At 68.0% G+C, this 11,951-nt stretch carries 10 protein-coding genes and 1 tRNA gene; 6 read left to right on the top strand and 5 right to left on the bottom strand.

The annotated features are described in order from the left end of the window. Positions 1-89: 89 nt before the first annotated feature. Together BS329_RS41075 and BS329_RS45075 are read left to right on the top strand one after the other, a co-directional pair. Positions 90-959, top strand: a complete 870-nt coding sequence (locus BS329_RS41075) for a class I SAM-dependent methyltransferase (protein ID WP_076168955.1) — start codon at positions 90-92, stop codon at positions 957-959. Beyond that, the gene (locus BS329_RS45075; protein ID WP_076168960.1) at positions 956-1,135 is read left to right on the top strand and encodes a hypothetical protein; all 180 of its coding nucleotides are present in this window, start codon (positions 956-958) and stop codon (positions 1,133-1,135) included. Before BS329_RS41075 ends, BS329_RS45075 begins: the two co-directional genes overlap by 4 nt. A gap of 5 nt (positions 1,136-1,140) precedes the next feature. Here BS329_RS45075 and BS329_RS41065 read toward each other — a convergent pair whose 3' ends face one another. The 3 genes from BS329_RS41065 to BS329_RS41055 form a co-directional block, all read right to left on the bottom strand. Continuing rightward, positions 1,141-2,055 (bottom strand): hypothetical protein, encoded by a 915-nt coding sequence (locus tag BS329_RS41065; protein WP_076168954.1) that lies wholly within the window; start codon positions 2,053-2,055, stop codon positions 1,141-1,143. Between the two features lie 141 nt (positions 2,056-2,196). Next, positions 2,197-3,537: an ABC1 kinase family protein gene (locus BS329_RS41060; protein ID WP_076168958.1), complete on the bottom strand. Its 1,341-nt coding sequence runs from the start codon at positions 3,535-3,537 to the stop codon at positions 2,197-2,199. Positions 3,538-3,614: 77 nt separating this feature from the next. Then, positions 3,615-4,649 (bottom strand): TOMM precursor leader peptide-binding protein, encoded by a 1,035-nt coding sequence (locus tag BS329_RS41055; RefSeq protein WP_076168952.1) that lies wholly within the window; start codon positions 4,647-4,649, stop codon positions 3,615-3,617. Positions 4,650-4,812: 163 nt separating this feature from the next. On the opposite strand from BS329_RS41055, the gene BS329_RS41050 reads away from it, so the two are divergent. Then, on the top strand, positions 4,813-5,373 hold the full coding sequence (locus tag BS329_RS41050) for a M48 metallopeptidase family protein (RefSeq protein ID WP_076168951.1): 561 nt from the start codon (positions 4,813-4,815) through the stop codon (positions 5,371-5,373). Between the two features lie 7 nt (positions 5,374-5,380). On the opposite strand, the gene BS329_RS41045 is transcribed toward BS329_RS41050, so the two are convergent. After that, positions 5,381-6,736: a zinc-dependent metalloprotease gene (locus tag BS329_RS41045; protein ID WP_076168957.1), complete on the bottom strand. Its 1,356-nt coding sequence runs from the start codon at positions 6,734-6,736 to the stop codon at positions 5,381-5,383. A gap of 203 nt (positions 6,737-6,939) precedes the next feature. Between BS329_RS41045 and BS329_RS41040 the strand changes: the two genes are divergently transcribed. Next, positions 6,940-7,944, top strand: a complete 1,005-nt coding sequence (locus BS329_RS41040) for a YlbL family protein (protein WP_208619378.1) — start codon at positions 6,940-6,942, stop codon at positions 7,942-7,944. A 129-nt stretch (positions 7,945-8,073) separates the two neighbouring features. Here the strand turns inward: BS329_RS41040 and BS329_RS41035 are convergent, their stop codons facing one another. After that, positions 8,074-8,622 carry a PPA1309 family protein gene (locus BS329_RS41035; protein WP_076168948.1) on the bottom strand — a complete coding sequence of 183 codons (549 nt, stop codon included), beginning with the start codon at positions 8,620-8,622 and terminating at the stop codon, positions 8,074-8,076. 155 nt (positions 8,623-8,777) lie between these two features. Between BS329_RS41035 and BS329_RS41030 the strand changes: the two genes are divergently transcribed. Continuing rightward, positions 8,778-11,768, top strand: coding sequence for a UPF0182 family protein (locus BS329_RS41030; protein ID WP_076168946.1), 2,991 nt, complete (start codon positions 8,778-8,780; stop codon positions 11,766-11,768). A gap of 67 nt (positions 11,769-11,835) precedes the next feature. After that, positions 11,836-11,909 (top strand) — tRNA-Met (locus tag BS329_RS41025). The last annotated feature ends 42 nt before the right edge of the window (positions 11,910-11,951 follow it).

Here is an 11,951-nt window from a genome sequence, read left to right as displayed (position 1 = left end):
GGGGACCTTTGCTATCGCCGCGCGATAGCAAAGGTCCCCCGCTCCCCCGTTGGGGCGTGGTACGGCTTGGTGTGGTGTTCACTGGGGGAATGGCCGTACATACGCACGACGACATCGACTGGGCAGATCGGCTTCGGTCGCTTCGCATGGCCGAAGCGCTCGACGCCGAGTCGACGCGGGTGGCGGCCCGGCGGCTGCTGGAAGGCATGCCGGCGGCGCCGACCATCCTTGACGTCGGCTGTGGTGCGGGCGGGATGAGCGTGCTCTTCGCCGAGGAGCTCTCTTTCGCCGACGCCAGGATCGTGCTGGTCGACGCGACAGAACACCTGCTCGCCGAAGCACACCGGCGAGTCAGCGCGGCCGCGGGGGACAGGGCTACCGTCGAGACGGTCCATGCCGACGTGGCCGACGACGGGTTGCCCACCCGGCTTCCTCCGGCCGATCTGGTCTGGGCTTCACGCGTGGTTCACCACCTTCCCGATCAGCAGGCGGCCATCGACACCCTCGCACAGCTCGCGCGCCCTGGTGGGCTGGTAGCCATCTCCGAGGGCGGCTTGGATTTCAACTGTCTCCCCTGGGACCTCGGTATAGGTCGCCCAGGGCTCGAGGAGCGGCTGCTCGCCGCGCGAGGTGAGTGGTTCGCCGAGATGCGGGCGGGTATCCCAGGCTCCGTCTCCATGCCCTACGGCTGGAACGTCGCACTTCAGCGGGCCGGTCTCGACGACATCGACTCCTTCGGGGTGCTCATTCATCACCCGGCGCCTGGGCCGGACCTGCTGCGCGAGTTCGTCGTCGAGCGGGTGACCTGGCTGGCCGGGGTGGCGGGCGACCTTCTGAGCAGCGACGATCACGAGACCGCGGCCGCCCTGGTGGATCCGGCGAGCCCCGCCTTCCTCGGCGCGCGCCAGGATCTGTTCCTCCAGGGGGCGAAGACGATCCATTGTGGACGGCGGTCGTGAGCGGCCAGGTCGGTTGCTCGTCGTGCGGCCGGATCCGTGGTGCCGACGAGGAGCCAGCGCAGACGCTCGCCTGGGTCTCCACCCGCGAGAAGAACGTTGTGCGCTGGATGTGTCCTACCTGCGCTCGCCGCCACACCCGCGACATCGAGGGAAAGCTCCCGGACGAGTATTGGTGAGCTCTTCAGGCGGCGTCGTTGATCCGGCCGATCGTGCGGACCTTCGGCCGCGGCGTCCTCGCCGCTTCGGCGTACGCCCTGACGAGCTCGGCCGCGACCTCCAGCGGGACTTTCCGCAGCTGATCGATGGTGCAACGGACCAGCACTGTTCCGGTCGCGGTCAGTGCCAGGGGATGGAAGTTCGCGGTGCCTGGGTTCGGGGCACGGAATTGCCACGCCAGGCCGATGTCGTCCCACCAGGCGTCGGCACCGCCGATGGGACGCCCGCGCCGGTCGCAGATCGTCATGTTCCACGACGGCGAGGGCAGCGGGCACCCGTCGAGGACCTTCCTCGCCAGCCCATGCGCGTAGGTCTCTTGGGGATCGACGCGGCGTAGCGCCGCCCGGACCGCGGCTGAGCCTCGCCGGTTACCGGAATCGAGCTCTTCGCTGAGCTGTTCGAGCGTGCAGAGACCCCAATACACCGGGAGCGAGATCAGCTCGTCGATCCGTGCCGGATCGAGCTCCAGCCGGGCCAGATCGAGCGCGGCCCTGGCCGGCGGGGCGAACGGGACGCCGTCGATCAAGGTCGGCGGCGGCATCCGCGTGGTTCTTCGAGGCAGCATGCCGGGTTCCGCGGGCATGCGTCGATAGTCGGGGACGAGGAGATGGACGTCGCGCGTCACCGGGCAGTCCACGCCTCGGGCGCGAAGCGCGTCGGTGCCCGTCACCACCACGTCCGGACCGAACCGCGCGACGGCGGCTTGCAGCAGTTGAAGCCGGGTGGGCGCGGAGTCGCGCAACAAGATCACACCCGGCATCAGCCTTCGCCAAGGACCGCCAGGGCCACAGAGCTTCGCGGCGTAACGCGCGGTCACGCCCGCCTTGCGCAGCTCTCGGATGGTGATGATCCCGGATTCGCAGGTGTTACTGAGCGCCATGAGCCGGGCGCTTCGTGTAGTGGTCATGAATCGAGGATGACCGTTGGGCCGTCCGGGTGGAACCACTTCCGCGAAGTTGTGGACAACTCGCCCGAAAGACCCCGATTTGGCTCAGTCCCAACGATCCCTGTGGATAACTTCTCAGGCCGCGAAGCCCGGCTGCCACCGTTCGACGATCGCGCGGGCGGGGATCTCCGCGTCGAGCTGACAGAGGATGCCGGTAGATCCCGCGGTCACCCGGTGGATCATCAGGTACTCGGGCGGCAGGTTGAGCGAGCGGCCGATCCGGAAGTCCCTGCCGCGGGTATCGCCGACCCGGCCAGCCTGCCGTTGCATCCAGCGGCGGGTGAAATGGAACGTCTCGCCTGCCAGCGGTTCGGTGAACGGCGCGAGGTAGGCGAGCACGTCGTCGGCCAGCAGATCCGCGTCGGCCCGGATGAAACCGGACTCCCTGAGCAGCCGCATGAGCTTCGAGGACTCGCCGTCGAGCGCCAGCCTGGTCATCTCGCCGAGGTGCTGCGGGATGCCTTCGGGCAGCCGGGACACCCCGCCGAAGTCGATCACGCACAGCCTGCCGTCGGCGGTCAGCATGAAGTTGCCCGGATGCGGGTCCGAATGCAGCAGCCGGGCTCGCTCCGGCGACGAGTAGTGGAACTCGGTGAGCAGGCTGCCGGCGCGATCCCGCGCTTCCTTGTCGCCGCCGGAGATGATCTTCGACAACGGGGTTCCGGTGACCCACTCCGTGACGACGACCCTCGGCGCGCTGGCGACCACTCGCGGGATCAGGAAGCCCGAGACACCTTCGAACGCCTTCACAAAAGCTCGCTGGTTTTGGGCTTCCGCCTGGTAGTCGAGCTCTTCGTTCATGCGCTCGGCGAGTTCTGCCAGGAGCGGTTTCACCTCGGTCCCCGGCACGAAGGCCTGGAACAACCTGCTGAAGCGCTGGAGCTGCCGAAGGTCGCTCCGCAACGCGTCGTCGGCTCCGGGGTACTGGACCTTGACGGCGACCTCGCGGCCGTCGTGCCAGGTCGCCCGGTGCACCTGGCCGATGCTCGCCGCCGCGGCCGGTTCGTCGTCGAACGCGGCGAATCGCTGCTGCCAGGTGCGTCCCAGCTGCTCGGCGAGGACCCGGTGGGTCTGCCGGGTCGGCATGGGCGGTGCCGCCGCCTGGAGCTTGGTCAGCGCCTCGCGATAGGGCTTCGCCATCTCGTCCGGCACCGCTGCCTCGAAGACACTCAGCGCCTGGCCGAACTTCATGGCGCCGCCCTTGAGCGTGCCGAGGACCTCGAAAAGCTGCTCCGCGGCCTTGGCGGACAGCGTCGCGTTGACCTCTTCGGCACTCTGCCCGGTCAGCCGCCTTCCCCAGCCTCCGACCGCCCGGCCGGCTATGCCGAGCGGAATACTGGCCAGCTTCGCCGTTCGCGCGGCCCCGTTGCGGGGAATGGCGGCTTCACGGTCCTCGGCGCTGCGGGAGTCGGTCACCTTCGCGATTCTGCCTTGCTTCACTCCGCACGCGCAGCCTGTTGAGGGCGTGTGTGTGGGCTACATCGCTCGCGGTATCAGCGGGCACCGCATCCGCATCCGGGATGGGGCGGCCAATCACGGTGGCGAATGGCACCTTCGAAGAAATCGATCTCCAGTGTGGCGTTCCACGAGGGCGGTGCCTGGTCGCTGGGCGAGAGAAGCCGCAGTGCCTGCGCGGCGGCCAGCGCGGCACACGCGTGCACGGCGCCGAGGTCCGGTCGTTGCACGCGCCCCGCGAGCTGGCTCGCCACCCTTGGCCAGGTCTCGTCGGCGCGGGCACGGTGCAGATCGGCACAGCGCAGGCAGCTGCTTCGGCCGGGCACCACCAGCGGCCCGACGATGCCGATGCCGTCCCGGACGCGGACCGGCAGGTGGCTGATGCCGTTCTGGACGAGTTCGTCGACCACTTCGGGCGCGGGTACCACGGCATCGGTGAGCAGCACGAGTTCCGGCTGGTGGTCCGAGTAAAGCCGGGAGGTCGACGTTTCCCCACCGGCGCGCCGGACGACCTGCGTCATCGCGTCCCGGCGGAACATGCCGATCTCGGCCTCGGTGTAGCCCGAACCCAGGTCGCGTTCACGGACCGTGCCCGACGCCCGGACGTCGATATGCCCGATCCCGGCGTTGGCGAGGAGCACCGCGATGGCCACGGCCAGCCTGCCGTCGCCCTGGACCGCCACCGCCGTGTGCCGGCGGCGCGCGGTGAGCGCGGCCTGGTGGTGACGGGCGCGGAGCGACCAAAGTCCCGTCTCGGGCCTGGGGCTCGGGTGCCGCCGAGGCTGCCCCGCGTCGGTCACCAGCCCGCGGATCGTCAGGTCGGCCATCAGCTCCCGAAGTTGTTCATCGTGTTCGCTCTGCGCGAGCACGATGTCGTCGACGGCCCGTTTCCCGTCCAGCTTGCGGAGCGCACCGGCCACCTCGGAGGCCACCCCGGTGATCACCACCGCGTGCGCGGGGTCGAGGCCGACCTGGACCTCGCCGTTCCCACGTTCCAGCACATCGAGGCCGGGAAGCAGGACCGGGAAGGCAGGCAGGATGATCGACCGCAGGTCCGGTTCGCGAAGGTTCATGATCGCAGGATCGCACTCCCTCGCTCACCGACCGCCAAGAAATACCCGAGTTATCCACAGGTGAGTACCGTTGTGGATAACTTGAGGCTGTGACCTTTCGGCTCTCGGACTTGTCGGTGACTGGCCTTACCGTGGTCGAGTGGTCGAAGCACGGATGCCCTCATTGAGGAGCCGGGACAATCCCCTGTCGGACACTCCCGAACACAAGGTCGAGGTACGGCGTAGCCAGCGCCGCCACCGGACCGTCACCGCGTACTGGGACGAGGACACCCTCGTCGTGCTGATCCCTGCCCGGATGACCCGGGCCGAGGAGAAGCACTGGGTTGCCGAGATGCAGCGCAAACTGTTGCGCACGGGCCCGCGGCGAGCCGCTCCGCCGAAGGCCTCGGACGAGGCGCTGCTGGCGCGCTGCGCTGTGCTCTCGGCGAAGTATCTGGACGGAAAGGCGATACCCGCGAGCGTTCGCTGGGTGCCGCCGATGCGGACGAGGTGGGCGTCCTGCACGCCGGTCGACGCGACGATCAGGGTCAGTGATCGGCTGCGCCGGGTACCGGCCTGGGTGCTGGACTACGTCCTCGTGCACGAACTGGCGCATTTGAAAGAGCCAGGGCACAACGCGGCGTTTTGGGAGCTCGTACGCCGTTATCCCAAGACCGAACGCGCCATCGGCTATCTGGAGGGCCTGTCCTCCGCCGCCGGATGGGGAATCGCGGCGGAGGACTGACGGTGCCTCAGTTCTTGCCTTCGTCGCCCTTGTCGTTCTCGGGCTTGTTCTTCTCGCGCTCGGTGCGTTCGATCTCGGCGATCGGGTCGATGCCCTCAAGGGTCGACTCGCCATCGCCGAGACGTTCGGCGAAGTCGAGCGGCTCGTCGAGGTCCTCGGCGGTCGGCATCAGGTCGGGGTGGGACCAGAGGCCGTCCCGCTTCTCGATGCCGTGCTGGTCGCCGACCAGCTTCCACAGCGCTGAAGCCGCCCGCATCCGCCTCGGCCGGAGTTCGAGCCCGACCAAGGTGGCGAAGGTCTGCTCCGCCGGGCCACCGGTGGCCCGGCGGCGGCGCAGCGTCTCGCGGAGTGCGTCCGCACCCGGGAGGCGGTCGCCGATGGCCTCGGCGACCACGACGTCGACCCAGCCTTCGACCAGCGCGAGCAGGGTCTCCAGCCGGTTCAGCGCCGCCTTCTGCTCGGGCGAGGTCTGTGGCTCGAGCAGGCCGGAGGACATGGCCTCTTCGATGCTGGCCGGGTTCGACGGGTCGATCTGGCCCGCGAGCTGCTCCAGCGCCGAGGTGTCGACGGAAATGCCGCTCGCGAACTCCTCGACAGTGGCCAGCAAGCGCTGCCGCAGCCAAGGAACGTGGGCGAACAGCCGCTGGTGGGCAGCTTCGCGCGCGGCGATGAAGACCAGCACCTCGCTGGTCGGCAGCTCCAGGCCCTCGGTGAACTTCTCGATGTTCGCCGGCAGCAGCGCGGAAGTCGCGGCGGGGCCGAGCGGAAGGCCGACCTCGCTGGAGGTGAGCACTTCGGAAGCCAACTGAGCCAGGGCGTTGCCGAGTTGAGAGCCGAAGGCCATCCCTCCCATCTGCCCCATCATCGAAAGCAGCGGGCCGGCGGCCTGTTTGGCTTCTTCGGGCAGGGCCTCGACCCACGCGCCCGAGACCTGCTGGGCGACAGGGTCGCAGAGGCGTTGCCAGGTGGGCAGGGTCTTCTCGACCCAGGTGCGCGCGGACCACGCGACGGTCGTCGAAGCACCGGCGGGCAGGATCGTCGCGGCGTCGAGCCACAGCTCTGCCAGGTGGGCGGCGTCACGGACGGCCGTGCTCGAGTCGCCGCCACTGGACGATGAGAAGCCGAGCTTGGCGTCGCTGTCACTGCTGCTGAGGTTCTGCAGCGCGATCTGTTTCGCCAGGTCGTAATTGACCGGCCCGGTCGAGCTGCCGGCCTGGCTGAGCATCTGGCCCAGCTGGCTGAGCATCTGACCGAGCTGATTGAAGGCCTCGGCGCCGGAGGGCTGGCCGCCGGAATCCGACGGCTCGTTCTCGCCTCGTTTGTCGGGATCGGGCGGTCCGAAGCCGAACGGGGGTTTGCTCATGGCACCACCGTACGCGGCTCCCCCGACCGAGAGCTCGTCAACGGGAGTGATGCGCGTGGCCTTCACCGAGAAGCGAACACCGTCACCGTACGCTGTCACGCGTGACAGAGCCCTCGGAGGAGACCACAGCAGCGCGGAGCCGTGCGGGCTCCGCGAGTGACCAGGACCGCTCCGAACGGCGGCTGACGCGGCGAGGCTGGACGGTGCTGGTCAGCGGCGTGTTGTTCGTGGTCTTCGCGCTGGTCGGGTTCTTCATCCCGGTGCCTTATGTGGCGATCAGCCCGGGCCCGACCTACGACACCCTCGGCAAGGACGCCGCCGGACAGTCGGTGATCCAGGTCAACGGGCACGAGAGTTTCCAGACCTCCGGCGAGCTGCGCATGACGACGGTCTCGTTACGGGACGGGGGGATCACGTTGTTCAACGCGCTCGGGCTCTGGGCGAGCGGCCGGTATGCCCTGGCGCCGCGCGAGGAGTACTTCAAACCGGGCGAGACCAACGAGCAGGTCAGGCAAGAGAACATCCAGCAGCTGCAGGACTCGCAGACCGCGGCCCAGGTCGCCGCGCTGCGCCGCAAGTTCCCGGTGAAGGTGCTCGCGAAGACGATCGTCTCGGGCAGTCCGGCGGACAAGGTGCTCGCGCCAGGTGACCGACTCCTGGTGGTCAACGGGAAGACGGTCACGGAGGCTGCCGAGGTGCGGGCCGCGTTGAACGGCACCAAGCCAGGGCAGACCGTGCAGATCACCTTCAAGTCCGACGGGCAGGCCGAGCGAACCGTGCCGCTCACGCTGGCCCAGCGGCCCGACGGCCCGGAAGGCTTCATGGGGCTGACCGCGGTGGATCGCGCCGATGTTCCGTTTGATGTGAAAATCTCGTTGCAGGACGTCGGTGGCCCGTCGGCTGGTCTGATGTTCGCGCTCGCGATCGTCGACAAGATGGAGCCCGGCGACCTCGCCGCGGGCAGGCACATCGCCGGAACGGGTGAGATCTCGGAGACGGGCGTCGTCGGCCCGATCGGCGGCATCTCGTTCAAGGTGGTCGGCGCGCGCGAGGCCGGTGCCACCGATTTCCTCGTGCCCGCGCACAACTGTGCCGAGGCGAAGACCGCCGCGCCCGATGGCCTGAACCTGATCAAGGTGTCCACGCTGGACGAGGCGATCGCGCAGCTCGAGAACCTGAAGGTGGGCAGGCCCACCACCTCCTGCTGACCGCCGGGGGAGCAAGGGACCTTTGGTATCGCCCGCGGGTCTGACCGACGAGAGCAAGGGACCTTTGCTATCGCCCAGCGAGCCTCCTGGGGCGGGCGATAGCAAAGGTCCCTTGCTCTCTTTTGCAGGTCAGGGCAGCAGGGTTGCCCTCAGGGCCTCGAGCAGGTTGGGGGCCAGCTCAGGGTTCTCGATGATCTCGTCGACAGGGACGTCACCGGGCTCCTCGGCTTTCCCGGCGCCACGAAGCCGCATGACACACGCTCCGGCGCCGTCCCGCAGCACAGCGGCGACGAGCCGGGCTTCGGTACGGCGCGGGTGGTCGGCGGCCGCTTGGCGCAGACGTTCGGCATCGGTCTCGGGGACGGCCGGAAGCTCCGCCTCGGCGTCCGGCGGCAGCACGATGATCTCCTGCGCGAGGGCGCATCCCAGCACCAGATCGGGCCACGCGATCTGCGCCAGCGCTTCACCGAGGTCACCGTCCGGCAACGACTCCTGGGCGACCGGCGTCAGCGGGGCCGACGGGTCGAGTTGCCCGGCCAATTCAGGTTGTTCGTCCAGCAGCGCCGCGGTCGGGACCAACGCGAACAACTGCGGCGGCTGATCCCAACCACCGGAGGCGACGAACTCCTCGACTTCGCGGGCCAGGCCGGCCACGCCCTGCTGCTTACTCGGTGCCATTGACACATCGTTCCAGGCGGCCGGGGCGGCGGCCTTCCGAGTCCGGTTTGGGCGGGTTCCGGGAACTTCCGACGGCATCCGTAGAGTTAGAGCATCAGGGGCCGCACGCGGTACGCGCGCCCCGCGAAAAGTTCACCAAACCAGGAGCGTGTGCAGTGGCCACTCGGCCCCCCGTGAGCCTGCCGAAGCTGTCCCGGCGCAGCCGGATACTGCTCATCATCGCCGCCGTAGTCATTCTGGCCCTGCTGCTGGGCGCGAGACTGCTCGACACCTATGTCGACTGGTTGTGGTTCGGCGAGGTCGGCGCCCGCACCGTGTTCAGCACGGTGTTGATCACCCGCGTCATCTTGTTCTTCGCCGTAGGGCTCTTGGTGGGAGGCGCGCTCGCGATCAGTTTGATGATCGCGTACCGGAGCAGGCCGGTCTTCGTGCCGATTTCCGGCAACGACGATCCGCTCGCGCGCTACCGGTCCGCGATCGTCGGCCGGATCCGCCTGTTCGGCATCGGCATCCCGGTACTCACCGGGCTCATCGCCGGCGCGTCCGCGCAGAGCGACTGGCAGGTCGTGCAGCTGTTCCTGAACGGCACGCCGTTCGGCCAGACCGATCCCGAGTTCGGCAACGACGTCGGCTTCTACGCCTTCGACCTGCCGTTCTACAACTGGCTCCTGGGCTGGCTGTTCATCGCGGTCGTCATCGCCTTCTTCGGCGCGCTGATCTCGCATTACGTCTTCGGCGGCATCCGGCTCGCGGGCAAGGGCGGCCAACTCGCCGGCCCGACCCGCGCCCAGCTCGCCATCACCATCGGCATCTTCGTGCTGCTGAAGGCGGTCGAGTACTACTTCGACCGCTACAACCTCCTGCTATCCGACCGGGGATTGCCGCTGTTTGTAGGCGCGACCTACACAGACCTGAACGCGGTCCTGCCCGCGAAGCTGATCCTCCTGTGTATCTCGGTGATCTGTGCCGTCGCGTTCTTCGCCGGCGCGTTCCTGCGCAACCTGCAGCTTCCGGCGATCGCGCTGGTGCTGCTGATCCTGTCGAACGTGCTCGTCGGCGTCGCGTGGCCCGCGGTGCTCGACCAGTTCTCGGTGCGTCCCAACGCGAACGAGAAGGAATCCGCGTCGATTCAGCGCAACATGGACGCGACGCGCCAGGCCTTCGGCCTGAACAATGTCGAGTACAAGGACTACACGGGCAAGTCCGACGCGACCTCCGCGGAGATCAAGGCGGACAAGGGGACGGTCCCGAACATCCGGCTCCTCGACCCGAACGTCCTCAGCGACACCTTCACCCAGCGCGTCGGCCGTGAGAACTTCTACGGCTTCCCGTCCAAGCTGGACATCGACCGCTACACCCTCAACGGTGTCACGCAGGACTACATCGTCGCGGCCAAGGAGATCAAGACCGAAGGCCTCACCGGCAACCAGACGAACTGGATCAACAAGCACCTCGTCTACACGCACGGAAACGGTTTCGTCGCCGCGCCTGCCAACACGATCGACCGCGCGCTGAAGGACGCCAACTCCGACGGCGGCTACCCGATCGCGACCACCAGCGACACCCAGAATCCGGCGGGCGCGGGCTCGACCGATCCGGGCAAGCCAGGCATCAAGGTGGCAGAGCCCCGCATCTACTACGGCGAGCTCGCGACAGACGCCGCGTACGCGATCGTCGGCGGCAAGGAGGGGCAGGCGCCCGGCGAGTACGACACCGCCATCGACCGCGCCTACATCTACAAGGGCTCCGGCGGCGTGCCGATCGACAACTGGTTCAACCGGCTCGTCTTCGCCGCCGAGTACGGCGAGCGGAACATCCTCTTCTCCGACGCCATCGGCGACGGATCCAAGATCATGTTCAACCGCGAGCCGCGGGAACGCGTCGCCAAGGCCGCTCCCTGGCTGACCCTCGACGGCGACCCGTACCCGGCGGTCGTCAACGGCAAGATCATCTGGATCGTCGACGGCTACACGACGATGAACAACTTCCCGTACGCCCAGCAGACCCAACTCGGCCAGGCGACCAACGACTCGCTCAGCGGCACCACCCGCCAGGCGAACTCCTCGATCAACTACATCCGCAACTCGGTCAAGGCCACCGTCGACGCGTTCGACGGCACCGTGTCCCTGTACGGGGTCGATGACAACGAGCCGGTGCTCAACGCCTGGAAGAAGGTCTTCCCGGGGCTCGTGAAGCCGAGCAGTGAGATTTCGCCGGACCTGCGGTCGCATTTCCGCTACCCCGAAGACCTCTTCAAGGTACAGCGGGAACTTCTGTCGAAGTACCACGTGAACAACCCGGCGGAGTTCTACGCGCAGCAGGCGTTCTGGAGCGTTCCGCAGGATCCGACGCAGGAAGGCGGCGTGAACGCGTCCGCTTCCGGTATCGCCAACCAGCCCGGTTACTACGTCCTGGCCACCGCGCCGGGCGACACCAGGTCGAGGTTCCAGCTCACCAGTTCGCTGACCGGTCTCCAACGGCAGTATCTGGCGGCTTGGATGTCGGTGTCCTCGGATCCCGAGGACTACGGGCGAATGCAGGTACTGCGGCTACCCACCGGGGCGACCGGTGCGACCCAGGTCGACGGGCCGGTCCAGGTCCAGAACAGATTCCAGAGTGACCCACGGGTCGCGCAGGACCGGACACTGTTCAACAACCCGAATGTCACGGTCACCTACGGAAACCTGATCACGCTGCCCGTCGCCAACGGCTTCCTTTACGTGGAACCGGTCTACATCCGGCAACGGAACCAGCTCAGCTATCCGCAGCTGGCCCGCGTCCTGGTCTCCTACGGCACCAAGATCGGCTTCGCGCCGACCCTGAACGAGGCTCTCGATCAGGTCTTCGGTCCGGGCACGGGTTCCGGGGTCACACCTCCCCAGACCGGCGGCACCCCCGCACCCACGACACCGCAACCGCCGGGCACGACGACGCCGCAGCCGCCCACCGGCGGCAACCCGGCGCTCGACAAGGCCGCGGGCGAGATGCACGACGCCTGGGCCAAGTACAAGGCCGCCCAGCAGGCGGGCAACTACGCGGATCAAGGCGCCGCCCTCGCCGCGCTCGATGTCGCGTACCGGGCCTACGAGGCGGCCAAGGCCAGCCCGCCGGCCAGCGCGCCGCCCACCAGCAAGCCCGGAGGGTGATGTCGCTTACCAAAAGGGCACCTGCTTTGCGCCTGCCGGACACGCAGGCGTAAGGTAGGTGCTACGACGCGGGGTGGAGCAGCTCGGTAGCTCGCTGGGCTCATAACCCAGAGGTCGCAGGTTCAAATCCTGTCCCCGCTACAGAGGTTGGAGGCGCGGTCTGCGGAAATCGCAGACCGCGTT

This window comes from Amycolatopsis coloradensis (genome assembly GCF_001953865.1).
Lineage (GTDB): Bacteria > Actinomycetota > Actinomycetes > Mycobacteriales > Pseudonocardiaceae > Amycolatopsis > Amycolatopsis coloradensis.
This window is presented reverse-complemented; position numbering and strand designations above follow the sequence as displayed.